This is a genomic window from Streptomyces sp. NBC_00285 (assembly GCF_036174265.1).
GTDB lineage: Bacteria > Actinomycetota > Actinomycetes > Streptomycetales > Streptomycetaceae > Streptomyces.
Genome location: NZ_CP108055.1, coordinates 6850967 through 6874042, shown reverse-complemented (window position 1 = coordinate 6874042; position 23076 = coordinate 6850967). Strand labels below are relative to the sequence as shown.

Genomic DNA, 23076 nt, shown 5'->3' with positions numbered 1-23076 from the left:
GCCCACCCGCCGCTCAACCGCCCAACGTCACCCGCAGCGCCTCCGCGTCCGTCGTGGGCGCATCACACGTGAAGTGCCGGCAGACGTACGCGGTGGGTTCGCCGTTGACGAGGACCCGGTCGGCGAGCAGCGGAAGTTCCTCACTGCCCGCAGTCCCGAAGGCCACGACCGCCCCCGGCGCGACTCCCAGAAGTGCCGTACGGTGCAACGCCCTTGTGGCCTCGTCGGACAGTGCGGGTCCCACGACCGCGACCTCCTTCGGCCCGTCGAGGAACGCCTCCGCCACCGCGAGCCCCCACCCGACGAACCTCGGCACCCGAGGGCCGAGCGCCTTCACCACCCCAAGTGCCTTCTCGGCGGCGGTGCGATGAGGTTCGGCGCCGGTCTGCGCGGCGTAACTCAGCAGCGCGCCCGCCGCCGCGGTCCACCCGGAGGGCACCGCGTTGTCGGTGGGATCCTGCGGCCGCCGGATCAACTGCTCGCCGTCCGAGGCGGTGTCGTACAGCGCGCCCGTCTCGTCGGTGAACCGGGCCAGCACATGGTCGAGCAGGAACCCGGCGAAGTCGAGCCAGACCCCCTCCCCGGTGACCGACGCGAGCGCGAGGAAACCCTCCGCCACATCGGCGTAGTCCTCCAGCACCCCTGCGTTGACACCGACTTGACCGTCCCTGCTCGTACGGGAGAGACGGGCGTGCTCGTCCAGATGCAGCCGTACGAGAAGGTCGGCGGCACCGAGCGCCGCCTCGACCAGGTCGGGCCGGTCGAAGTACGCGCCGGTCTCGGCGAGCGCGGCGATCGCGAGGCCGTTCCACGCGGCGACGACCTTGTCGTCCCGGCCGGGAGCGGGGCGTTCCGCGCGCGCGTCGAGGAGCCGCCGCCTGATCGACTCGACCTTCTCGGCGTCGAACACCGTGTCCAGCTGCGGAAGTTGCAGGACGGACTGCCCGTGCTCGAAGGTGCCCTCCTCGGTGACGCCGAAGTACCGGGCGGCGAGGTCGGCGTCCTGCTCGCCGAGCACCTCGCGCAACTGCTCCGGCGTCCACACGTAGTACGCGCCCTCGACGTGCTTCCCGCTGCCGTCGTCGCTGTCGGCGTCCAGCGCGGAGGCGAACCCGCCCTCGTTCGTGCGCAGTTCGCGCACCATGAAGTCGGCGGTGTCGAGCGCCACCCGGCGGGCGAGGTCGGAGCCGGTGGAGCGCCACAGGTGGGCATAGGTGCGGCACAGCAGGGCGTTGTCGTACAGCATCTTCTCGAAGTGCGGCACGACCCAGTCGCGGTCCACGGAGTAGCGGGCGAAGCCGCCCCCGAGCTGGTCGTGGATACCGCCGCGGGCCATCCGCTCGCAGGTGTCCAGAGCCATCTGGAGGGCGCCCTCGGCGCCGGTGCGGGCGTGGTGCCTGAGGAGGAACTCGACCACCATGGACGGCGGGAACTTCGGCGCCCCGCCGAATCCGCCGCGCTGCTGGTCGTACTCCCTGGTCAGCCCGAGAAGAGCCGCGGCGAGCTGCTCCTCGCCGGGGGCCTGCGAGTCGCCGTAGGAGATCTCCCGCCCGGCGAGATCCCGCACGATCTTCCCGGCGACCTCGGCGACCTCGTCCCGCCGGTCGGTCCAGGCGCTGCGCACACCCTCCAGGACCTGCCGGAAGGAGGGCGTGCCCTGACGGGGGGCGGGCGGGAAGTAGGTGCCGAAGTAGAAGGGTTCGCCGTCCGCGGTGAGGAACACCGTCATCGGCCAGCCGCCCTGCCCGGTGGCGGCCTGCACGGCCTCCATGTAGACGGCGTCGACGTCGGGGCGTTCCTCACGGTCGACCTTGACGCTGACGAAGTGTTCGTTGAGGAAGTCGGCGGTGGCCTCGTCCTCGAAGGATTCGTGGGCCATGACGTGACACCAGTGGCAGCTCGAATATCCGACGCTCAGCAGGACGGGTTTGTTCGCCTTCCGCGCCTCTTCGAAGGCCTCGGCCGACCAGGGCCACCAGTCCACGGGGTTGTCCGCGTGCTGGAGGAGGTAGGGGGACGTCTCGTGAGCCAGTCGGTTCGGCATGGGTCCATCCTGCCGCAGTACCGCGGAGTCAGGCGTCAGGTGTCTCCCACACCGTGACGTCGAGCTTTCCGGTGCCGCTGCTCGGTGCGGTGACGACGCGGAGGTAGGCGACCCGGCCCTCGTCGGTCCGCAGGCAGAAACGGTCACCCCGCTTCACGTTCGCCGTGTAGGTGTCGTTGCGGTCGACGCTCTCGGCGCACTCCTCGGCCGTCGGCGCGGCCCCCGAGGCGGGCATCCGGGCCAGGTTGGAGGCGGAACCGGGCACGAAGAGGTTGGGGTCGCCGATGGACGCCCCGAAGATGATGTCGCCGCCCTTGATGTCCGTGCCCGACACGATCGGCTGGGACGTGTCGAGTTCGATGTACGACCCCGAGTTGGTGGTGTCGGCGTCCACGACGGCCGGGCCGAACCGCACCCGGCCGGCCGGCGCGCCGCTCGCGGGCTGCCTCCCCGAGGAGGCGGACGACGACGAGGTGGTGGGCTCCGACCGTACGCTCCCGGCCACGCCGGCACCCTTGTCGCTCTTGTCGTCGCCCGACGAACCCGGGTTGCTCAACAGCACCGTGACGAGGATTCCCGCGACCGGTACGACGATCCCGACGACCCACCAGGCCCAGCGCGGCTGCTGGTGAGGCCCCTGCGGCGGGCTCGTCGGCGCGGTGTGTTCCGCAGTCATGTGTTCCCCGTCTTTCCCCGTGATGTCTGTGATCACGATAGCCACACAGAGGGCCCACAGCATCGATTCACCAACCCTTCACGGCGACGCGGCACCCCCGCCCTCTCGCCCCGATGCCCCGTCAGCCGCACACTTGACCAAGAAAGCCGTTGCCGCCGGAGGGGGAAGTCACATGCGGGACAGCCATCGGGCGGAAGCCGAACGGCTGTTGGCCAGGGCCGTGGAGGAGGAGGTGCGGCGGTCGGGCGGGCGTGTCGACGGCGCCGTACTGCTGTCCCGGGCCCGCGGATCGCTGGACGCGATGGCGCAGACGGCCGCCGAGGAGTACGAGACGTACACGCGCGCCCTGGACGAGACGCAGGTGGGTCAACTCACCTTCGGCCAGCGGTACTCGAAGGAGGCGTCCGGAACTCCCCTGCTGGTGGCGGCAGTCGCCGCGGTGGCGGCCGCCGTCGCCGACCTGGCACTGGGCACCGACACGGGCACCGCGCTGGGCGCGGGCGTGGCCGTGGGAGTCGTGGCCGCGGCGGCGACCGTCGTGAAGGTGGCCGGCTCGCATCTCCCCGCCGCGCACCACCGGGCGGGCGCGATCGGCCAGCCCGGCGGCCCGGAACAACTGCGGCTCCAGTGGCTGACGGCCCTGGAGGTGCGGGGCATCCGGCCCTTCCTCGACCAGCAGCGGGTGCTCAGCGCGTCCACCGGCCCGAAGAAACCGGGCCCGCGGCTGCGCGGCGCGGACAAGAGTGCCGCGGCCCGCGGAAGGAGCGTGCTGGAGCAGTCGTTCAACCAACTCCCCGCGCCGATCAGTGAGTTCGCGGACCGCCGTACCGAGATGGGCCGCATCCGGCAGTGGGTGCAGGCCTCGCGCGCGACCACCGAGACCCGGCCCACGGTGGTTGTACTGCACGGCCCGCCCGGCAGCGGCCGTACGGCACTCGCGGTCCGCGCGGCACACGACCTGAAGGACTACTTCCGCGGCGCCTGCGTGGTGGATCTGCGCGGCGACAGCCCGGAAGAGTCCCCGCTCCCCACACGCGACGCGTTGCTGCATCTGCTGAACCGGCTCGGCGCCCCGCGCGAACAACTGCTGTTCCGTGAGCGTTCGTCGCCGGACCAGCAGGTCAAGCGGCTGAGCGAGCTGTACCACCAGCACCTCAGAGGCCTGCCGGTGACGATCGTGCTGGACGACGCCTCCGACGCCGAGCAGGTCCGTGTCCTGGTCCCCGAGCGCTCCGACAGCCTGGTCCTGGTCACCGCGCGCGAGCCGCTGGCCCTGCCGTCCGACCTCGCCGCCCAGGTGCACGAACTCCCGGTCGCCGCCCTGGACGCGGCGGGCGCCGAGGAGCTTCTGGACGCGGCCGCGGAGTCCGGCACCGGCCCCTACGACGCCCAGTCCGCCGACCTCATCAGGGAGTTGTGCGGCGGGCTCCCGTTGGCCCTGCGCATAGCGGGCTCCTCACTGGGCGCCCGCTCCCCCCGCCAACTGGCCACGGACCTCGGCGCGTACGGCCCCGTCGAACCCGTCGAACGCGTGCTGTGGCTGCGCTACACCGACCAGTCGGAACCGGCCCGCCGGCTTCTGCGCCGCCTCGCGCTGGCCGGCCGGGCCTCGCTCGGTGCCGCCGCGGCGGCCGCGCTGCTGGCCACCGACGAGACGGAGGCGACCCGGCATCTGGTCGCGCTGGCCCGCGCGGGCCTGATCGACCACGTCCGCGGCAGCCGTTACCGCGTCCACGACGTGGTCCGCGCCTTCGCCCAGGCCAGACTGCTGGACGAGGAGGAAGCGGCTGAGCGCACGGCCGCGCAGGAACGTCTCATCGTCAACTACGCCGATCTCGCCGACTCCGTGCTGCGCCTGGTCGACGGCAACATGTCGACCCGCTCGGACCGTTTCAGCCCGCACGGCTTCACCTCACTCGACGAGGCGCTGCGCTGGCTCGACGACGAGTCGAGTTTCATCACGGCGGCGCTCAGACACGCGGAGGGCGTCAACCAGGGGGCGGTCCTGAACCTTCTGGGCGCACTGTGCGACTACTGCCTTCTCCGGGGCGACCTCTACCGCCTGGGTGAGATCAGTGAGTTGGCGCAGGCCGTGGACCAGGGGCTGCTGCTCCGGTCGGTGCAGTGGCGCACGGGCATAGCCGCCCGCCAGCTGGGCGAGCTGGACAAGGCCCGTACCACCCTGACGTCGGTGGTCGACCTCTACATGGAGGCCCACCACGACGCGGGCGCCGCCCGCGCCCTGTGCTCCCTGGGCATCACCCTCCACCACCAGGGCCAGCTGACCGAGGCGGCGGCGAGACTCCAGGAGGCCCTGGACCTCCAGGCGCCTCCCGAACTGGCCACGGACCGGGCCTGGACCATGCACGCCCTGGCGGCGGTCGAACGCGACCGTGGCCGCGTCGCCGAGTCCCTCGACCTCCTCACCCGCTCCCTGGTCCTGCACCGCGCCGGTGAATCCGTGCACGGCGAGGCCTGGGCCCACTTCCAGCTCGGCCAACTGGGGCTGCGCATGGGTGACGTACCGCGCGCGGAGAAGGAACTGCGAACCGCCCTCGACCTGTACGGCCGCACCCGCGACGCCCGTGGCGAGGCCTGGGCGCTGACCCAGCTGGCCAGGGCCCGCCTGGTGGCCGGTGACCCGTCTCCGGCGGTCGACGGTCTGCGCCAGGCGGCCTCCCGCCACCGCGACAACGAGGACGCGCGAGGCGAGGCCTGGACGGTCTACTACCTGGGGCAGGCGCTGGAGGAGACGGGCAACCTGGACCTCGCGGTCCGGGAACTGGAACGCTCGCGCACCATGTTCTCCCGCATGCGCGACGTCTACGGCCTGGCCTGCGCCCGCCACCACTCGGCCCGCGTGACACGCGACCAACGCGCCGCGCAGACGGGCTCGTTGCGCAACTCCGGCTTCGCCAGGCAGTTGCTGGTCGACGCCCGCGCCGACTTCCAGCGCATCGGCGTCGCCCACGGCGAGGCCTGGACCGCCCTCGAACTGGCGGTGGTCGACGCCGGCAACGGCCGTACCCCCCAGGCCCTGTCCCTGTGCGATGAGGCGGCCGCCCTCTTCGCCTCCTACGGCGACCAGCGGGGCGAGGACTGGGCCCGCTTCCTGCGCTGCACCCTGCTGCCGTACGCGGCACCGGGGGGCGTGGAGATCGGCGCGGCTGTCGCCCAGGAGGAGCTGGCGGAGCTGGGGCGCCGCGGGCACGGGACACGGGACGACAAGCTGGACGACTACGTGGGGGCCTACGGGCTGCTGCTGGAACGCGGCGTGAACCTGGAGGCCGGGTGGCAGGCCTGGCGGCTGGGGATGGTGCCGAACCGGCATGCCCGGGAGGTGATGGGGGTGGCGGTCGCGCCGGCCCACTGAGTCCCTGGGGCCGGTGGGGGCGGGCGTTGTGCGCAGTTCCCCGCGCCCCTGTTGCGCCTGCGGTGCCGCTTCGGGTGCGGTGGGTGGGTCGGGGCCGCGGGCGCGGTGTGGCTTACGTGGCCTGCGCCCACTGCCTTTAGGGGCGCGGGGAACTGCGCGACCAGCCCCCACCGGCCCGCACCCGCCCGACAACCTGACCGCCCCCTTCCCGCCGTCGGCGACCGCAGGCCGGGGGCTTGCGGTTCAGCCCTTCGCGGGTGAGGCCTTGCCGGAGGAACCCGTGCCGGCGCCCTCCTCGGAGGCCCCCTCGTCCGGGTTCTCCTTGAAGTCGACCTTGCCCATGTGCTTGCTCATGGACTTCATCAGGACCCACACCGCCAGGGCCATCGCCGCGAAGACGATGAAGCCGAGGACGCCGGGGGTGACCTTGTCCTCGTCGACCTCCTGGGCGAGGGTCGCGAGGTGCGTCATTGCCAGGCTTGCGCTTGCGCTCATGTCAGGCATTGTCGCGGATGCCCGCAAAGAGGTCGTCCTCGGGGAGGGAGGTATCGACGAGGGACTTCGCGAGCTCGTACTCCTCCGTCGGCCAGACCTCCTTCTGAAGGTCCAGCGGGACCTTGAACCAGCCCCCGTCCGGGTCGATCTGCGTGGCGTGCGCGATCAGGGCCTTGTCACGGATCTCGTAGAACTCGGCGCACGGAACATGCGTGGTCAGCGTGCGGTCGCGCATCGGCGAGTCGTCCCAGCGCTTGAGCCAGTCCCCGTACGGCGACTCCAGGCCGCGCGCGATCAGCGCGTTGTGCAGCGCCTCGGTGCGGGGACGGTTGAAGCCCTGGTTGTAGTAGAGCTTCTGCGGCTGGTGGGCCTGGCCGTACTCGGACTCGGGGAACTTCTCGGTGTCCGCCGCACCCTCGAACGCCACCATCGAGATCTTGTGCGTCATGATGTGGTCGGGGTGCGGGTAGCCGCCGTTCTCGTCGTAGGTGGTGATCACCTGGGGACGGAAGGAGCGGATCTGCCTCACCAGTTCGCCGGCCGCCTTGTCCACGTCCTCCAGGGCGAAGCAGCCCTCGGGCAGCGGCGGCAGCGGGTCGCCCTCGGGCAGGCCGGAGTCCACGAAGCCGAGCCATTCCTGCCCCACGCCGAGGATCTCGCGGGCCTCGTCCATCTCCTTCTTGCGTACCTCGTGGATGTGCTCCTCGATGTACGCGTCACCCTGAAGCTTCGGGTTGAGGATGGAGCCGCGCTCCCCGCCCGTGCAGGTCACGACCAGCACGTCCACCCCCTCGGACACGTACTTCGCCATGGTGGCCGCACCCTTGCTCGACTCGTCGTCGGGGTGGGCGTGCACGGCCATCAGTCGCAACTGGTCAGTCAAGACTCAATCCTCAGTAAGTCGGCGCCCCCGGTGTCTTCGGGCGCATTTCATTAGGTGCCGTCCCGCAGGGACGTCGTCGAGGGGCGGTGGTCTCGCCGCGGGGGCAGGCTTCTATAGTGACCGAATCGGGAGGCGATTAATTCCACGGCCTTGGTTTCCCAGGAGACGATCATGAGTACGGCGAGCACACAGCTGCCCGAGGGCCGCTACGGCAGCTCCTCGGACGAGCGTGCCGACCACAAACTCAAGATCGCCGGTGCCGTGCTGGGCGCCCTCGTGCTCGCCCTGATCGGTTACTTCGCCTATCACTACGTCGGCCAGAACAAGATCAGCGCCGAGGTGATCACCTTCGACGCACAGCCGTCCGCGGTGACGGTGCACCTGGAGGTCCGCAAGGACTCCGGCACCTCCGGCTACTGCACGATCCGCTCCCAGGCGGCGGACGGCTCAGAGGTGGGCCGGGCCGACTTCCGCTTCACCGGCGACGCCACCCGCATCGACAAGGCCGTCACACTGCGTACGACGGCCCGGGGTACCACGGCCGAGCTGCTGGGCTGTCACGCCGACTGATGTCACCCTCGATACCTGGGCGTTGACCTGCGCAGACGTATGTCTGACGGCTTATGTCCTCCCCCTTCGGCCACTGAATTGTTAGGCTCGTGGTTTCGCCCATCCGTGAAGGCACATTCTTCTGGGTAGGGCGATGCTTGTATTCCCAGTACCTACGAGGAGCACCTGTGACCCAGACCAGCGAAGACGTCACCTGGCTTACGCAGGAGGCGTACACCAAGCTCAAGGAAGAGCTGGCGTACCTGTCTGGTCCCGCGCGCGAGGAAGTCACCGCGAAGATCGCGGCCGCGCGCGAGGAGGGGGACCTGCGCGAGAACGGCGGGTACCACGCGGCCAAGGAAGAGCAGGGCAAGCAGGAGCTCCGCATCCGCCAGCTGACCCAGCTCCTGGAGAAGGCCAAGGTCGGCGAGGCTCCGGCGTCGACGGACGGGGCGGTGGCGCCCGGCATGGTCGTGACGATCGCCTTCGACGGTGACGAGGACGACACCGTGACCTTCCTGCTCGCCTCCCGTGAGTACGCGAGCGCGGACGTCGAGACCTACTCGCCGCAGTCCCCGCTGGGCTCCGGCGTGCTCGGCCACAAGGTCGGCGAGGACGCGCAGTACGAACTGCCCAACGGCAGGAAGGCCTCCGTGACCATCCTCAGGGCCGAGCCCTACAACGGCTGACCCCGGCCGACCGCTGCTCCTGCTTTGACTGGCCCCCGGCGTCCTCGCGACGCCGGGGGCTTCGTCATGACCGCATGCCGTGCCGCCGCATGCTGTGCCGCCGCGTCACGCCGTCGCCGACCGGTACTTGCGGACCGCCAGAGTCCTGAAGAGGGCGATGATCAGCACCGAGTAGATGAGCGAGGCCCACACCGGGTGCTGCATGGGCCACGCGTCGGACGGGGACAGGCCCGGGTCGCCGAAGAGCTGACGGCAGGCCTGCACGGTCGCGCTGAACGGGTTCCACTCGGCGATGTGGCGCAGCCAGGGGGTCATCTTGCTGGAGTCCACGAAGGCGTTCGAGATGAACGTCACCGGGAAGAGCCAGATCAGTCCGCCGGAGGTGGCTGCCTCCGGGGTGCGCACGGTCAGCCCGATCAGCGCGCCGATCCAGGTGAAGGCGTATCCGAGGAGAAGCAGCAGCCCGAAGCCGCCCAGGATCTTCGCGAAGTTGGTCGAGTCCACGGAGCCGGGGCGCCAGCCCACGAGCAGGGCGACCAGGGCGAGGACCAGCAGGGTCAGGGCCGTCTGCACGAGGTCGGCGACGGTCCGGCCGGTCAGCACCGCGCCGCGCGCCATCGGCAGCGAGCGGAACCGGTCGATGAGCCCCTTGTGCATGTCGTCGGCGATGCCCGCGCCGGCGCCCGCGGTGGCGAAGGTGACGGTCTGCGCAAAGATGCCGGCCATCAGGAAGTTCTTGTAGACGTCCAGATCGGTGCTGCTGCCGATCTGCATGGACCCGCCGAACACGTAGGTGAACAGCACCACGAACATGATCGGCTGGACCAGCCCGAACAGGATCATTTCGGGGATCCTGGTCATGCGGATCAGGTTCCGGCGAGCGATGACCAGGGAGTCGTTCACGGCGCTCACTTGGCGGCCTCCTTGTCGTCGGTTCCCTCGGCCTTGACCTCGGCCACGTGTCCCGTCAGCGAGAGGAAGACGTCGTCGAGAGTCGGACGGCGCAGACCGATGTCGTCGATCTCGATGCCACGGGTGTCGAGTTCGCGGATCACCTCGGCGAGCAGCTTGGCGCCGCCCGTGACGGGCACGGTGAGTTTGCGCATGTGGTCCTCGACGGTGGTGTCGCCCTTGCCGAAGCCGCGCAGCACCTCCGAGGCGACCTGGATGTGCTCGCGCTCGTGCACGACGACCTCGACGCGCTCGCCGCCGGTGCGGGCCTTGAGCTCATCCGAGGTGCCCTGGGCGATGACACGGCCGTGGTCGACGACGGCGATGTCATGGGCGAGGTGGTCGGCCTCCTCCAGGTACTGGGTGGTCAGCAGCAGGGTCGTACCGCCGGAGACCAGTTGCTTGATGACCTCCCACAGCAGTTGGCGGTTGCGGGGGTCGAGGCCGGTCGTCGGCTCGTCCATGAACATCACGGGTGGTGAGACGACCAGGGCGGCCGCGAGGTCGAGGCGGCGGCGCATGCCGCCGGAGTAGGTCTTGGCGGGGCGGTCGGCCGCGTCGGCGAGGTCGAACTGCTCCAGCAGTTCGGCGGCGCGGGCCTTCGCCGGTTTGGCCTTCATCTGGTAGAGCTGGCCGACCATCTGGAGGTTCTCGCGGCCGGTGAGGTATTCGTCGACGGCGGCGAACTGGCCGGAGAGGCCGATGGAGCGGCGTACGGCGTCGGGGTTCTTGAGCACGTCGATGCCCGCGACGACCGCGCGGCCGCTGTCGGGTTGAAGGAGGGTCGTCAGACAGCGGACCATGGTGGTCTTGCCCGCGCCGTTCGGTCCGAGGAGGCCCAGGACGGTGCCTTCGGGGACATCGAGGTCGACGCCGTCCAGAGCCCTTACATCGCCGAAGGTCTTGACCAGGCCTTCGGCATAGATGGCGCCTGGCATATGAGTCTCCACGTCGTCGGGGATTCTTGGGAAAGCCTAGGTTTGCGCGAATTCTTCTGCCTGGCGACGGGTGGGGCGGCGACCGTCGCGATACACACCATAACGCGATGTATCGCGTCTCTCAATGGACTTACCCGGACGAGTGACGCCCGGGGCTCCGACCTAGCCGATGACCGTGTAACCCGACTCGCGCAGAGCCCGGCCGACCTCGGCGCAGTGTTCCGGCCCCTTGGTCTCCAGGTGCAGTTCGACCTCCGCCTCCGCGAGCCCGAGCCGTGGATCGGTCCGGACGTGGCTCACGTCGAGGACATTAGCGTCGACCACTGACAACACCCCGAGAAGTGTCGCGAGGGCGCCGGGCCGGTCCGTCAGCCGGAGCCGGACGGCCAGGTAGCGGCCCTGCGCGGACATGCCGTGGCGCAGGACGCGCTGGAGCAGCACCGGGTCGACGTTGCCGCCGGACAGCAGGGCGACGACCGGCCCCTCGAAGGAGCCGGGGTCGCTCAGCAGGGCCGCGACCGGGCTCGCCCCGGCCGGCTCGACGACCAGCTTGGCCCGCTCCAGGCACAGCAGCAGCGCGGCGGACAGCTCGTCCTCCGTCACCGTGCGGACCTCGTCCACGAGCTCGTCCACGATCCCGAACGGCACCTCGCCGGGCCGGCCGACCTTCATGCCGTCGGCCATCGTCGCCGGGTTCTCGATCGACACCGGGTGCCCGGCCGCCAGCGAGGGCGGATACGCGGCCGCGCCCGCCGCCTGCACGCCCACGATCCGCACGTCCGGCCGCAGTGCCTTCACGGCCACCGCGACACCGGCCGCGAGTCCGCCGCCGCCGATACCGAGGACGATCGTGCGCACCTCCGGGCACTGCTCCAGGATCTCCAGGCCGACCGTGCCCTGGCCCGCGATGACGTCGGGGTGGTCGAAGGGGTGGATGAACACCGCGCCCGTCCGGATCGCGTACTCCTGGGCAGCGGCCAGCGTCTCGTCGACCACCTGGCCGTGCAGGCGCACCTCGGCGCCGTACTCCCTGGTGGCGCTGATCTTCGGGAGCGGGGCGCCCTTCGGCATGAACACCGTGGAGCGCACGCCGAGCAGCGCGGACGCCAGCGCGACGCCCTGCGCGTGGTTGCCGGCGCTCGCGGCGACGACGCCCGCAGCCCGCTCCTCGGGCAGCAGTCCGGCGATGCGGACGTAGGCGCCGCGGAGTTTGAACGACCCCGTCCGCTGGAGGTTCTCGCACTTGAAGTGGACCGGAGAGCCCACCAGCTGGGTCAGATGGCGGCTGCCCTCCATCGCGGTCGTCCGCGCCACGCCCGTCAGCATCTTCTGCGCGCCGCGCACGTCGTCGAGTGTCACCGGCGGCACGGGGTGGGCCTTGCGGTAGTTCATGACTCGAGTCTCGCAGTTCACACGTGCGGGTTCGCGCTGTGACCAACGTCCGAGACGGGTTTGCGCAGCGCCGGTACGACCTGCCTTCCGGCCGCGTACTCTGTCCCCCAATCCAGCTCCCCCTTCATGAAGTGAGCCTCCGGCCATGCCCACAACACCTGGAATGTCGATGGACATGACGACCGTCGGTGACACCGGTCTTCTCGACACCCTGCAGCACGAGGTGGCGGTCTTCGCCCGTCGTGCCGAACAGACCCGGCTCGGCGGGGTGGGGCAGGTGCGCAACTCCATGGACCGCGCCGCGTACCTGCTGCTCAACCGGCTCGACAAGGAAGGCCCGATGGGCGTCAAGGCGCTCGCGGCGAGCATGGGAATCGACTCGTCGACAGTCACCCGGCAGGTGGCACCGCTCGTCGACACAGGGCTGGTCAAGCGCACCTCCCACCCCGAGGACGGGCGCGCGGTGGTGCTCCAGCTGTCCCCGCGCGGGCAGTCCCGGCTGGAGGAAGTGCGCTCCTCCCGGCGTCAGTTGATGGCCGAGCTGACCCAGGACTGGGCGGCGGAGGAGCGCGAGGCGTTCTGCACGCTCCTCACCCGCTTCAACACGGCCCTCTCCACCAGGATGTCGGCCCAGGGCGTCCCGGCACCCGAAGCGCAGTCCTCCTAGGCACACGCGCGTACTGCCCCGCCTCTTGACCGGACGGCTGCGCCGGGCCTCATATGAGACCGGGGTCCTCGGGTCGTACGAAGCCGTCGTACGACCATTCGCAGGCGGGGAGGTGCGGTGCGGCAACGGCAGGTGTCCCAGGGCACGCGTCGGGCGCGCGAGTTCGAGGCGTTCGTCGCGGGCGCGGGCGGGCGGCTGCTGCACGCCGCGACGCTCCTCACCGCGGAGGCCCCGGACGACAACCCTCGCGCGCGGCGCCTGCTGACTCTGGCGCTCGCCCACACGTACGCGTGCTGGGACCGGCTGCGCGGTGAGGACCCGTACAACCGCGCCCGTCAGTACCTCGCCCTGCGTTTCGCGCACGGGGCGTGGCGCAGCCACGGCGTCCTGCTCCGCCACCGCGCCCACCCCGCGGCCCCGCTGTCCCGGCTCGCCCCGCAGGAACGTCTGATCCTGGTGCTGCGCCTCTACGAGGGGGTGGCCGAGGAGCAGGCGGCGGCCCTGCTCGGACTGCCCGCGGAGCGCGTGCACACGATCTGCGACCGGGCGACGGCGACACTGCTGCACCCGCCGCGCGGGCCCGCGCCGACAGTGGTGGGGGCCAAGGTGGCGGCGTCATGAGGGCCCGGGACCGCAGTGCGGGCCGTGGCACACGGCCGGGCGGCGGGGCGGGTGCCCGCGTCGGTGGGCCGCCGGATCTCGGGAGGCGAGCGTGAACCGGAACCAGCGCGAGGCCGCCGTACGGCAGCTCATGGAGCGGGCGACGCCGCAGGTGCCGGCGGACCTGTGCGGGGAGGCCGTACGGCGTGGGTCGCGGCTGCTGCGGCGCAGGGTCGCGGCGCGCCGGGCCATGTGGCTGCTGCTCTTCGCCGCGAGTGCGGCGTTCGTGGTGTGGGCGCTGACCGCACGTCCCTGGGTGGAGCCGCCGTCCACGACGACTCCACCGATGTCGGGCTGGTGAGTTCGGCCCGGTCTACTTCGCCAGCGCCTGCTGGAGGTCCTCCAGCAGGTCGTCGACGTTCTCGATGCCCACGGACAGGCGCACGAGGTCGGCGGGGACCTCCAGCGCGGAACCGGCCACGGACGCGTGCGTCATCCGGCCCGGGTGTTCGATCAGCGACTCGACACCGCCCAGGGACTCGCCGAGCGTGAAGACCTTGGCGCGGTTGCAGACCTCGACGGCCGCCTCCTCGCCGCCTTCCACCCGGAAGGAGACCATGCCGCCGAAGGACCGCATCTGCTTGGCGGCGACCTCGTGCCCGGGGTGCTCCGCCAGGCCGGGGTAGAGCACCTGCGTCACGCGCGCGTGACGGGTCAGCATGTCGGCGACCTTGGTGGCGTTCTCGCTGTGCCGGTCCATGCGCACCGACAGCGTCTTCGCGCCGCGCAGCACCAGCCAGGAGTCGAAGGGCCCGGCGACCGCGCCCATCGCGTTCTGGTGGTACGCCAGCTCCTCGCCGAGTGTCTCGTCGGCGGTGACCAGCGCGCCGCCGACGACGTCGGAGTGGCCGCCCATGTACTTGGTCAGGGAGTGCACTACGACGTCGGCGCCGAGAGCCAGCGGCTGCTGGAGGTACGGCGTGGCGAAGGTGTTGTCGACGACGAGCTTCGCGCCCGCGTCCCGGGCGATCTGGGCGACGGCGGCGATGTCGGTGATGCCGAGCAGCGGGTTGGAGGGGGTCTCCACCCACACGGCCTTGGTCTTGGGGGTGATCGCGGCCCGTACGGCGGCCGGGTCGCTGGTGTCGGCGACCGACCACTCGACGCCCCACCGGGCGACGACCTTCGCGAAGAGACGGAACGTGCCGCCGTACGCGTCGTTGGGGATGACCACGTGGTCGCCGGGGCTGAGCAGCGTACGCAACAGGCAGTCCTCGGCCGCCAGTCCGGATGCGAACGCGAGGCCTCGGCGGCCGCCTTCGAGGGCGGCGAGGTTCTCCTCCAGGGCGGTGCGGGTCGGGTTGGCGCTACGGCTGTACTCGTAGCCGCCGCGCAGACCGCCGACGCCGTCCTGCTTGTAGGTCGAGACCTGGTAGATCGGGGGGACCACCGCACCGGTGAGGGGGTCCGCGGTGTTGCCCGCGTGGATCGCGAGAGTCTCGAAGTGCTGACTGATGTGCCTGTCGCTCATGGGCTCCGAGGGTAGTCCGCTCGGGAGGCCGATGACGGACGCCCAGGTCCCGACGGCCGTACGGCAGGGTTTTCCCCTGGCGCTCGGGCCGGTCCGGGGAGTTTTCCACAGGGCGGGCGGGACGGTCCGGGGGTTTTCCACAGGCCGTCGGCCGGGTTGGGCAATTGTCGGTGGCGTCTGGAACTCTTGGGGCATGGAGATTCTCTGGGTCCTGATGGCGGCGGTCCTGCTGGGCTTCGTGCTGCTTCCGTTCCTGCGGCGCAGGCGGGGCGGGATCGAGCAGGTCCCGGCGGGCCACCCGGACGCCGCGGACCCGGCGGACTACGGCTTCGTGCAGCAGGAGGAGCTGGACATCCGCATGCCCGGCCCCGACCAGGACCTGGTGAACGTCCTGGACCTGGTGCAGCGCACACAGGACTACAAGGCGGCCGCCCAGCTGCTGGCCGGCACCGAGCGGGAGGGCGAGCTGCGCTGGCAGCGCGTGCAGGCCTTCGCCGGGGCCGCCTCGCTGGAGCTGCAGCAGCGGCCGGGCGGGGTCAGCGAGTCGCCGGGCGGGCAGTGGCTGCGGGTGTGGCGGGTCGAGCAGCCCAAGGACGCGGGCGGCGCGGCCGTGCACGCGGAGTTCCTGGTGCAGCAGGCCTGGCGGACGTCGAAGCCGGGCACGGACGAGTTCCGGATCATCATGGAGGAGGCGAGGTCGGCGTGCGGCGAGGCGGCGCTGCTGGCCCCCGGCGACCCGATCCCGTACATCGTCGAGCTCTCCGTGGCACGTGGACTGGCCTATTCCCAGGCGGAGTTCGAGCAGTTGTGGCTGAAGATCCTGGACCGTGCCCCGGCCCACATGGGGGCGCATTTGGCCGCGCTGCACTACTGGTGCGAGAAGTGGCACGGCTCGCGGCAGGAGGCGTACGGCTTCGCGGAGGCGGCGGCCGCCCGGGCCCCGCACGGCTCGCTGCTGGCCGCGATGCCGCTCTTCGCGGTGTTCGAGCACCTGCCCGAGGTCAACCTGGTCAGTGGCTTCTACCGGAGCGAGGTCGTCACCAAGGCGATCCACGGGGCGCTGCACGCCGTCCACTCGGCCCGCGGCGACGACCCGATGCTGGCCCATGTCCGTCATCTGCTGGTGTTCTTCCTGGTACGCGGCGAGCGCTGGGCGGAGGCGATGAGCCAGCTCGTGCACATCGACGGCCATGTCGGTGCGCTGCCCTGGACGCTGTCCGCAGACCCGGCCGCCGAGTTCGCGATATACCGGGCCCTCGCGGTGGCGGGGTACGAGGCGAACGGCGGCAGTCCGGCGACGATCACACTGTGACGCCGTAGCCCCTTCCGCGGGCGGACCGCGGCCCCGCCTTCGGTCGCGTCTTGCCTCACGGCGGACGCGTCGGTCATACTCCGCGCTCACACCCGAGTTGGTCATGAACACGTCCCGCGTGTCCGCTGCCCCGCCCGGCCGTTCCGTGATCTTGTGATCCGTCCTGTGGGGGGACTTCTGCCCGATGGGCACTACTCTGCGTGCGCTGCGCGCTCTTCTGCTGCTCGCCGGCTTCTATCTGCTCGGCGTCCTTCTGCTGGCCCTGCTGGCCGGCACCGACTACCTGCTGCTCCTGCACGCCCCGGCGAGTCTGGCGGGGAAGCTCGTCCTCATCTCCGTACTGCTCGCGATCCCGCTGGTGCGCGGCCTGTTCATGCTGCGCACCCCGCCGGGTTCCGACATGGCGGGCCTTCTCGTCACCGAGACCGACGAGCCGGAACTGTGGCGCACGGTAAGGGAGTTGGCCGACGAGGTCGGCACCACCGCCCCGTCCCGGATCGTCCTGACCGCCGACGTCAACGCCGCCGTCTCCGAGGACGCCCGGATGCTCGGCCTGCTGCCGGGGCCGCGCCACCTCTACCTCGGCGTACCGCTGCTGCAAGGGCTGTCGCAGGCCCAGTTGCGCGCGATCCTCGCCCACGAGCTGGGCCACTACTCGAACTCCGACACCCGGCTCTCCGCCCTCAACAGGCGCGGTCGCGCCCAAGTGCTGCGCACCATCACGCACTTCGAGCAGCGCGCCGACAGGACCGCGGCGCGCGAGCAGGCCAAGCAGGAGAAGAAGAACGCCAAGGCCGAGGCGAAGGGCAAGAAGACCAAGGAGATCGACACCGGCGGCGCCGGCATCACCTACCGCGCGATGGCGCAGGTCTACATCGGCTACGCCAAGCTGTACTTCCGCGCGATGCTCTCCGTCTCGCGCCGCCAGGAGTACGCCGCCGACGCGGCCGCCGCCCGGATCGCCGGCCGGGACGCCACCGCGTCGGCGCTGCGCGAGATCCCGGTGCTGGTCGGTGCGTTCGACTACTACATGAACTGCTACGCCACCCTCGGCACCGGCCAGGAGCTGCTGCCACCGCGCGGTGAGATGTTCGGCGGTTACGGCCGGATGCTGAGCGCCCGCCGGCTGGAGCTGGTCGAGATGCGCGGCGAGCTGCCGACGGGACCCACGTCCCCGTACGACTCGCATCCGCCGATCGCCGACCGGGTCCGCCGGATCGAGGAACTGCCCGACGACGGACGCGCCGACGAGGCCCGGGGCGCCGCCCTCGACCTCCTCACCGACCCGCAGCGGACGCTGACGGAGCTGGAGGACGCGGTCCTGACGGAGGAGGTGCGGCGGTTCCGCCGTACCGCCGACTGGCAGGAGCTGCTCGACCTGGTGATGGCGGAGTCGTTCCGCGCGGGCAACACACCGCTGCACCGCGCGTATGCCGAGTACACCCAGGAGCAGCCGACGCTGCCCGCGGTGCTCGACCTGATCGACGACGGACGGCTGTGGCAGCTGGCGAAGCGACTGCCGCTGTCGGACGAGGCTGCAGCCGCGCAGGGCCGGGTGTTCCGTGAGTTCGTACGGCCGACCCTGCACAGGTCGCTGGCGAGCATGACCCTGGCCGAGCTGAACTCGCGCGCGTTGCTGCGCTGGGAGTTCTCCTGGGAGCGGTCGGCGATCCCGCATCTGCCGCCCGCCGACGACGGCACCGAGAACGACCTCGACAAGGTGGTCGCCCCGGCGGTCGCCGACGCCCCCGAGACCGCCCCGCTGCGGGCGCTGCTCGCCCTGGAACCCTCGCCGCGAGGTGCGCTGTGATCGTCCTCTGGATCGTTCTGGCCGTCATCGGCCTTCCCTTGCTCGCTCTGGGCCTGTACTTCCTCAAGGCGATCGTTCAGGGCGCGGTCGAGGGCTGGCGCGGAGCGGACGACGACTCCGCCGACGACGCCGACAAGCCGTACGAGCTGCCCGCCGCGGCCGCGGCCCTCGGGTTGCTGCCGCCCGAGAAGCAGAACGGGGACTCCGCGGCGCCGGTCCCGGCCGTACTCACCGCGGCGCTCGCCGCGGCCAAGGACGGCGACTGGCAGCCCGCCGCGGACCTGCTGGACGCGACGGCCGCCGAGCGGGACTGGGAGTACCGGTCGGTTCACAGCGTGTGGTTCGCGGATCTCGCCGCCGAGGACGACACCTGGCTGCTGGCCTGGGAGGCCGCCCGCCCCGACGACCCGGGCGCGGCACTCGTGCGGGCGCGCAGCACCGTGGCCGTGGCCGGGCGGATCCGTGGTGCGAAGCGGGCGAAACACACGACCACCGAGCAGTTCGAGGGCTTCCACCGGTTGATGTCGCAGTCCCGTGAGGACCACGCGCGCGCGGTCGCGCTCGCCGTCGAGGGCGATCCGGTGCCCTACGTCGCGCAGATATCGACCGCACTGGGCCTCGGCTATCCGCACGCCGACATGGACCGTCTCTGGCAGGAGATCACCGACCGCGCCCCACACCACTACGCGGCCCACTACATGGCGCTCCAGTACTGGTGCGCGAAGTGGCGCGGCTCGGAGAAGCTGGCCCGGGACTTCGCGGCCGAGGCCGTCGCGAAGGCGCCGCTGGGGAGCCTGATGTCGGTGTTCCCGCTGATCGCGCACTTCGAGCACGACGAGTCCGACTCCGCGGACGCCGACCGTACGCCGGAGATGCGGGCCCTGGTCGACGCGGCGCTCACGGATGTGGCGGCGGCGGATCCGGGCCACCCGCACGTGGCGGAGGTACGGCATCTGCTGGCGTTCTACCTGTGCCTGCAGGACCGGGACGAGGCGGCAGTGGAGCAGTTCAGGCTGGTGGACGGGCACGTGGACGCGCTGCCCTGGCGCTACCGGGGCGACCCGGCGGGCGAGTTCTGCCGGATGCGGGATCTGAGCCTGGCGAACGCGGGCGCGGCGGCCGGGGCCGGCTCGGCCTGACACCGGCCTTGCCGGAACGCGGGGCGGCACGGGCCGGTTGTTCCCGGCGCCGCCCCGCACCCGGTACCGCTCGGCCGTCTGCGCCCACCCCCGGAACAGGCAACCGTCGCGGAAGCCTCCGGCACCGTCCACCAGGCGTACGCCCTGGAGATCGGCCTGCCCGCCGTCCGCGAGGGCCGTTTCCCCGGCGGGTGGTGGCGGGACCGTATGACATGGGCATCAGGCGCGTTCACAGACCTTTGCCGCCATGGGACCCCGGGGTGATGCCAGCCGTCGTGCCGGACAGTCGGTCAGGGACACAGGTGGGCGAGCAGCTCTTCACCAGCGGGGTATCCCCGCTCCTGGGGAAGCAGGCGCGTGGCCGCGTCCAACTCGCCGTCCCTGACGAGTGCGTGGATCTCGTTGGCGAGCGGAGTCACGTCACGGATGGACACCATCCACTCGTCCGCGTAGCGCGACGATGCCTCACCCGAGAGCCCCAGTTGCAGCGAACGGTGCGGCAGAGGACGCAGGTTCAGATCGCGTTCGGGATCCCACTGGACACGGGCCGGTGCGCGCTTGAGGTCCCGCTGCCAGGCGCCGCGATCGGAATGCAGTCCCCGGACGTAACTCGCCAGGCAGGCATGGCGCAGCGCCCACTCGAAGCCGTCGCGAGTGATCTCGACGGCCAGGACGGTCTCCTGACCCTCCTTCATGCCCCAGCCGGAGCGGTACATCATCCATAGGAAACTGGGCTTGATCCACGTCATGCGGCCCGGCTTCCACGCGGCGGGAAAGCGGCCGTCCCGGATGGCGGGCAGTCCGATCTCAGGGGAGTACGCCTGGTAGACGGTGATCGTGGATGCCGTGTGGAGCGCGCGGATCCTGCGGTGCGGTTCTTCCATGGCGTACAGCGTGGGGTCGGCCGACTCAGGTGACCACCGATTTTCGACCGTTGCGGGAGGCGACGGAGCACACCGGCCACGCGCGGCAGGCAGTCGCCCGTGCGGGCCAACTGGCGTACGGCCAGGGAGGCGTGGCGCCGGCTCACTGAAAGTCTGTGGGCACAGGTTGCCGTGGGTCTCACCGTCGTTCCACACGGAGCTCACGTCGGCACGTGCCCACGATCACTTGGAGGTCGTCGGATTGCTGATCTTGTCCAGCTGTGTCCTGATGATCTCTTCCGGTACGACAGCCGGCCCCTTGGCCACTCCGGGACGGTTGAACGCGTAGAACATGGCGACCGTCGCCCCTTGCCGAACAGCGACCACGGCGTAGGGAACGCGGACGGGCTCGTCGTCCTCGTCGAACGCCGCGAGTTGTGTGAGTCGCAGAGACACGGATTCATCGCCGAAGCCGGGGTCGGGCTGGAGTGCGACCTCGTCGTAGCGGAAGCCCACCCCGATGTCCAAGAAGGTCTTGCATCGTTCGGCGGCCGTGCGGAGTGCGTCGATCACCCGAGCGGCGTCCCCGGAGCCGTGTGACGCAAGGATCATGGATGTTCCGGGGCCGTGCTCCTTCGGGAACATCTTCCGGCCGATGCGCGCGGTGGCCACGAAGCCGCTGCTTCCCCCCGTCGCCTGAACGACGGGCGCGCATTCGGCAGGATCCGCCGTCCTGCGAGACGCCATGGGAGCAGCCAGGGTCTGTTCGACCTCGTAGCCGTCGAGATCGGCGTCCGTGATCGCCACCCGCTCCAGGTCCGCCTTGCCCAACGGCTTGTCCTCTGCGCCGGCCGTCCTGGTCTCCTCCGACGCTGCACCTGTCCGGGAGCCCTGCCCCGACGCGCATGCGGACAGCGCGAAGAAGGTCATGAGCATGGCAATAGCAATGCCGACCCGTGATTGGCGAACCACTCTCATCCCCACCCGTTTGACTGTGTGAGCGCGCGCGAGTGCCCGCCGGCTCAGAAGTTCAGAAGTACTGCCCGAGCCCTTCACCCGGCTCAAAGCATCAGGCAACAGAGTAGATCGTCGGGTCGGGAGGCGGAACGGGTTTTGGGGCTGCGGGACGATGCGCGTAGTCCTGTCCCGTCGGGAGAACGTCTACCGTCCCGGCTGTCGAGATCACCCGGGACGGCTTCGAGCGGGCGACCCGGCCCAGCCGATCCGGTAGCGGTCGGTGCATGCCCCGGGAGCCCCGGGACAACAGCCGCGGCCCCGACGTCGAAGGCAGAAGATGCCCGGCAAACCGATGAGTCTTCGCGCCCGCGGGCGTCTACCAGCGTGACAGTCCTGCGAGGCACGAAACGAGGCGACGACGCATGAGCACCGAGAAGACCACCCCCGCCGACGGCCACTCCTACGAACTGACCCGAACGCTGGCCGCTCCGGCGGCGCAGGTGTGGCGGGCGTGGACCACCCCCGACCAGTACGCCCAGTGGGCATACGCCGCTCCCGGCTCCGTCGAAATGGACGTACGGCCCGGTGGTGTGTGGAAGGCCACGGTGGTCACGCCGGACGGCGGACGGTTCCCGCTGACCGGCTCCTATCTTGAGGTCGACGAGAACCGCCTGTTGGTGGTCGGCATGGATGTGCCCGGCAAGCCCGAGCCCGCAGCCATGACCGTGGAACTCGAGGAGCGGGAGGGCCCGCACACGCAGATCGTGCTCCGTCAGACCTGCGACACCGCAGAGGAACGCGACTCGGCCGAGCAGGGCAGCACCATGCTCCTCGACAGCCTGGGTGCCTTCGTGACTGGTGAGGCGAAGGGCTGAATACACGTCGGGCTCGGCGTGCGGGGCCGTCGGCCGTTGCCGGGTCACGTGGCCGGCAGCGGCCGATGGGTTCCCCCAAATCCGTTGCGACGTCGGTCAGTTGGATTCCGTGCGCTCGTACCCCTGTGACGTGGCGATGCCGGTGTGGCTCGGTACCCATAGGGTGCAGGGCGTGACTGCCACCCTGAGTTCCGCCAGAACCCGTGCCGCGCTCCGCACGTCGGCGCGGGTCTCCGCAGAGTCGCTGCTCATACTTCTGATGCTCGCGGTGACCCTGTGGTTCCTGGGCCAGATGTGGTCGGTTGTCTGGCCGCTGGTGATCGGCCTGCTGCTGACGACCCTGACCTGGCCACCGACCCGTTTCCTGCGTCGGCACGGATGGAAACCCGCCCTCGCCGCATCGGCCGTGACCGTGCTGTTCCTCCTGGTCGCCATGGGCGTCGTGGCCTTGATCGCGGTTCCGGTGGCGTCCCAGTCCGGCGATCTGACCGACGGTGTGACCGAGGGCATCCAGAAGGTGCGCGAGTGGGCCGCCGGGCCGCCGTTGAACATCGGTGACGCTCAGATCAACAAGGCCTTCGACAGCGCGGTCTCCCGTGCGCAGGACGGCCTGGGCAGCATGGTCGGCACTGTCGTCACCGGCGTCAGCACTGTGGTGAGCGGCCTGGTCACGGCGGTTCTTGCCCTCTTCCTGATGTTCTTCTTCCTCAAGGACGGCCCGCGGTTCCTGCCGTGGCTCGCCCGTCAGTTGCCCGGCCGGCTCGCGACCGACGTCCCGATCGTGGCCGCGCGTGGCTGGGACACCCTGGGCGCGTTCGTACGTTCCCAGGCGGCCGTCGGCATGCTCGACGCCGTCCTGATCGGCATCGGCCTGTGGGTGCTGGGGGTACCGCTGGTGCTCCCGCTGGCCGTGCTGACCTTCGTCTCCGCGTTCGTGCCGATCATCGGCGCCTTCTTCGCCGGCTTCGTCGCGGTTCTCATCGCCCTGGTCTCCAACGGGCTGACGGACGCACTGATCGTGCTGGCCATCATCGTCGTGGTGCAGCAGCTCGAGGGCAACGTGTTCCAGCCCATGATCCAGAGCCGGGGGCTCGGTCTGCATGCGGCGGTGGTCCTGCTGGCGGTGACGTTGGGCGGCAGCCTGGCCGGCATCGTGGGCAGTCTGCTCGCGGTACCGGTCGCCGCACTGATCGCGGTGATCTGGAACTACGTACGCGAACAACTCAGCGAACCGTCCCAGGATCCGGGACCGGGTACGGAGCCCGCCGGGCCGGACGCCGGCGCCGCCTCCCCGTCGTAGGGACCACCGCGTCACCTCCTCGGCGCTCCGCC

At 70.7% G+C, this 23076-nt stretch carries 22 protein-coding genes; 12 read left to right on the top strand and 10 right to left on the bottom strand.

All coding sequences use genetic code 11. The annotated features are described in order from the left end of the window. Positions 1-13 precede the first annotated feature (13 nt). Positions 14-2044, bottom strand: coding sequence for a thioredoxin domain-containing protein (locus OHT57_RS31940; protein ID WP_328750165.1), 2031 nt, complete (start codon positions 2042-2044; stop codon positions 14-16). 28 nt (positions 2045-2072) lie between these two features. Next, positions 2073-2720, bottom strand: coding sequence for a hypothetical protein (locus OHT57_RS31935; RefSeq protein WP_328750164.1), 648 nt, complete (start codon positions 2718-2720; stop codon positions 2073-2075). Positions 2721-2892: 172 nt separating this feature from the next. Here OHT57_RS31935 and OHT57_RS31930 point away from each other — a divergent pair, with 172 nt between their 5' ends. After that, a complete protein-coding gene (locus OHT57_RS31930) occupies positions 2893-6093 on the top strand; it encodes a tetratricopeptide repeat protein (RefSeq protein WP_328750163.1) in 3201 nt (1066 codons plus the stop codon). 243 nt (positions 6094-6336) lie between these two features. Here the strand turns inward: OHT57_RS31930 and OHT57_RS31925 are convergent, their stop codons facing one another. After that, the gene (locus OHT57_RS31925) at positions 6337-6597 is read right to left on the bottom strand and encodes a hypothetical protein (RefSeq protein WP_328750162.1); all 261 of its coding nucleotides are present in this window, start codon (positions 6595-6597) and stop codon (positions 6337-6339) included. Continuing rightward, positions 6590-7450 (bottom strand): mycothiol conjugate amidase Mca, encoded by an 861-nt coding sequence (gene mca, locus OHT57_RS31920; RefSeq protein WP_328753390.1) that lies wholly within the window; start codon positions 7448-7450, stop codon positions 6590-6592. The genes OHT57_RS31925 and mca overlap by 8 nt, the downstream gene beginning before the upstream one ends. Before the next feature lie 192 nt (positions 7451-7642). Here mca and OHT57_RS31915 point away from each other — a divergent pair, with 192 nt between their 5' ends. Together OHT57_RS31915 and greA are read left to right on the top strand one after the other, a co-directional pair. Further along, complete coding sequence (locus tag OHT57_RS31915; RefSeq protein ID WP_328750161.1) at positions 7643-8041, top strand: DUF4307 domain-containing protein; 399 nt, start codon at positions 7643-7645, stop codon at positions 8039-8041. A gap of 167 nt (positions 8042-8208) precedes the next feature. Then, positions 8209-8709, top strand: a complete 501-nt coding sequence (gene greA, locus OHT57_RS31910) for a transcription elongation factor GreA (protein WP_328750160.1) — start codon at positions 8209-8211, stop codon at positions 8707-8709. Between the two features lie 105 nt (positions 8710-8814). On the opposite strand, the gene OHT57_RS31905 is transcribed toward greA, so the two are convergent. The 3 genes from OHT57_RS31905 to ilvA all read right to left on the bottom strand — a co-directional run bounded on the left by OHT57_RS31905 (position 8815) and on the right by ilvA (position 11990). Next, positions 8815-9621, bottom strand: coding sequence for an ABC transporter permease (locus tag OHT57_RS31905; RefSeq protein WP_328750159.1), 807 nt, complete (start codon positions 9619-9621; stop codon positions 8815-8817). Beyond that, positions 9618-10598 carry an ATP-binding cassette domain-containing protein gene (locus OHT57_RS31900; RefSeq protein WP_328750158.1) on the bottom strand — a complete coding sequence of 327 codons (981 nt, stop codon included), beginning with the start codon at positions 10596-10598 and terminating at the stop codon, positions 9618-9620. The genes OHT57_RS31905 and OHT57_RS31900 overlap by 4 nt, the downstream gene beginning before the upstream one ends. A gap of 162 nt (positions 10599-10760) precedes the next feature. Next, a complete protein-coding gene (ilvA, locus tag OHT57_RS31895; protein WP_328750157.1) occupies positions 10761-11990 on the bottom strand; it encodes a threonine ammonia-lyase in 1230 nt (409 codons plus the stop codon). A 163-nt stretch (positions 11991-12153) separates the two neighbouring features. Here ilvA and OHT57_RS31890 point away from each other — a divergent pair, with 163 nt between their 5' ends. The 3 genes from OHT57_RS31890 to OHT57_RS31880 all read left to right on the top strand — a co-directional run bounded on the left by OHT57_RS31890 (position 12154) and on the right by OHT57_RS31880 (position 13618). After that, positions 12154-12657: a MarR family winged helix-turn-helix transcriptional regulator gene (locus OHT57_RS31890; RefSeq protein ID WP_328753389.1), complete on the top strand. Its 504-nt coding sequence runs from the start codon at positions 12154-12156 to the stop codon at positions 12655-12657. 117 nt (positions 12658-12774) lie between these two features. Next, positions 12775-13278, top strand: a complete 504-nt coding sequence (locus OHT57_RS31885; RefSeq protein ID WP_328750156.1) for a sigma factor-like helix-turn-helix DNA-binding protein — start codon at positions 12775-12777, stop codon at positions 13276-13278. Between the two features lie 91 nt (positions 13279-13369). Further along, positions 13370-13618 carry a hypothetical protein gene (locus OHT57_RS31880; protein ID WP_328750154.1) on the top strand — a complete coding sequence of 83 codons (249 nt, stop codon included), beginning with the start codon at positions 13370-13372 and terminating at the stop codon, positions 13616-13618. Positions 13619-13630: 12 nt separating this feature from the next. Here the strand turns inward: OHT57_RS31880 and OHT57_RS31875 are convergent, their stop codons facing one another. Continuing rightward, positions 13631-14788: a cystathionine gamma-synthase gene (locus OHT57_RS31875; protein WP_328750153.1), complete on the bottom strand. Its 1158-nt coding sequence runs from the start codon at positions 14786-14788 to the stop codon at positions 13631-13633. Between the two features lie 193 nt (positions 14789-14981). On the opposite strand from OHT57_RS31875, the gene OHT57_RS31870 reads away from it, so the two are divergent. The 4 genes from OHT57_RS31870 (at position 14982) to OHT57_RS31855 (ending at position 19313) form a co-directional block, all read left to right on the top strand. Continuing rightward, a complete protein-coding gene (locus OHT57_RS31870) occupies positions 14982-16100 on the top strand; it encodes a hypothetical protein (RefSeq protein WP_328750152.1) in 1119 nt (372 codons plus the stop codon). A 184-nt stretch (positions 16101-16284) separates the two neighbouring features. Then, on the top strand, positions 16285-17910 hold the full coding sequence (locus tag OHT57_RS31865; protein WP_328750151.1) for a M48 family metalloprotease: 1626 nt from the start codon (positions 16285-16287) through the stop codon (positions 17908-17910). Next, complete coding sequence (locus tag OHT57_RS31860) at positions 17907-19049, top strand: hypothetical protein (protein ID WP_328750150.1); 1143 nt, start codon at positions 17907-17909, stop codon at positions 19047-19049. The genes OHT57_RS31865 and OHT57_RS31860 overlap by 4 nt, the downstream gene beginning before the upstream one ends. Positions 19050-19127: 78 nt before the next feature. Beyond that, positions 19128-19313: a DUF4291 family protein gene (locus OHT57_RS31855; RefSeq protein ID WP_443053636.1), complete on the top strand. Its 186-nt coding sequence runs from the start codon at positions 19128-19130 to the stop codon at positions 19311-19313. A gap of 26 nt (positions 19314-19339) precedes the next feature. Here OHT57_RS31855 and OHT57_RS31850 read toward each other — a convergent pair whose 3' ends face one another. Continuing rightward, on the bottom strand, positions 19340-19933 hold the full coding sequence (locus OHT57_RS31850; protein ID WP_328750149.1) for a DUF4291 domain-containing protein: 594 nt from the start codon (positions 19931-19933) through the stop codon (positions 19340-19342). Positions 19934-20155: 222 nt separating this feature from the next. Next, on the bottom strand, positions 20156-20842 hold the full coding sequence (locus OHT57_RS31845) for a hypothetical protein (protein WP_328750148.1): 687 nt from the start codon (positions 20840-20842) through the stop codon (positions 20156-20158). Between the two features lie 449 nt (positions 20843-21291). Between OHT57_RS31845 and OHT57_RS31840 the strand changes: the two genes are divergently transcribed. Together OHT57_RS31840 and OHT57_RS31835 are read left to right on the top strand one after the other, a co-directional pair. Continuing rightward, a complete protein-coding gene (locus OHT57_RS31840; RefSeq protein ID WP_328750146.1) occupies positions 21292-21744 on the top strand; it encodes an SRPBCC family protein in 453 nt (150 codons plus the stop codon). A gap of 172 nt (positions 21745-21916) precedes the next feature. After that, positions 21917-23044 carry an AI-2E family transporter gene (locus OHT57_RS31835; RefSeq protein ID WP_328750144.1) on the top strand — a complete coding sequence of 376 codons (1128 nt, stop codon included), beginning with the start codon at positions 21917-21919 and terminating at the stop codon, positions 23042-23044. Positions 23045-23076: the final 32 nt, after the last annotated feature.

Excerpts from the sequence above, each read along its gene's own strand:
- OHT57_RS31875 (WP_328750153.1), bottom strand. The coding sequence starts at position 14,788 with ATGAGCGACAGGCACATCAGTCAGCACTTCGAGACTCTCGCGATCCAC.
- OHT57_RS31930 (WP_328750163.1), top strand. The coding sequence starts at position 2,893 with ATGCGGGACAGCCATCGGGCGGAAGCCGAACGGCTGTTGGCCAGGGCC.
- OHT57_RS31840 (WP_328750146.1), top strand. The coding sequence starts at position 21,292 with ATGAGCACCGAGAAGACCACCCCCGCCGACGGCCACTCCTACGAACTG.
- OHT57_RS31850 (WP_328750149.1), bottom strand. The coding sequence starts at position 19,933 with ATGGAAGAACCGCACCGCAGGATCCGCGCGCTCCACACGGCATCCACG.
- OHT57_RS31915 (WP_328750161.1), top strand. The coding sequence starts at position 7,643 with ATGAGTACGGCGAGCACACAGCTGCCCGAGGGCCGCTACGGCAGCTCC.
- OHT57_RS31940 (WP_328750165.1), bottom strand. The coding sequence starts at position 2,044 with ATGCCGAACCGACTGGCTCACGAGACGTCCCCCTACCTCCTCCAGCAC.
- OHT57_RS31935 (WP_328750164.1), bottom strand. The coding sequence starts at position 2,720 with ATGACTGCGGAACACACCGCGCCGACGAGCCCGCCGCAGGGGCCTCAC.
- OHT57_RS31925 (WP_328750162.1), bottom strand. The coding sequence starts at position 6,597 with ATGCCTGACATGAGCGCAAGCGCAAGCCTGGCAATGACGCACCTCGCG.
- OHT57_RS31865 (WP_328750151.1), top strand. The coding sequence starts at position 16,285 with ATGGGCACTACTCTGCGTGCGCTGCGCGCTCTTCTGCTGCTCGCCGGC.
- mca (WP_328753390.1), bottom strand. The coding sequence starts at position 7,450 with ATGGCCGTGCACGCCCACCCCGACGACGAGTCGAGCAAGGGTGCGGCC.
- OHT57_RS31890 (WP_328753389.1), top strand. The coding sequence starts at position 12,154 with ATGTCGATGGACATGACGACCGTCGGTGACACCGGTCTTCTCGACACC.
- OHT57_RS31900 (WP_328750158.1), bottom strand. The coding sequence starts at position 10,598 with ATGCCAGGCGCCATCTATGCCGAAGGCCTGGTCAAGACCTTCGGCGAT.
- OHT57_RS31845 (WP_328750148.1), bottom strand. The coding sequence starts at position 20,842 with ATGACCTTCTTCGCGCTGTCCGCATGCGCGTCGGGGCAGGGCTCCCGG.
- ilvA (WP_328750157.1), bottom strand. The coding sequence starts at position 11,990 with ATGAACTACCGCAAGGCCCACCCCGTGCCGCCGGTGACACTCGACGAC.
- OHT57_RS31870 (WP_328750152.1), top strand. The coding sequence starts at position 14,982 with ATGGAGATTCTCTGGGTCCTGATGGCGGCGGTCCTGCTGGGCTTCGTG.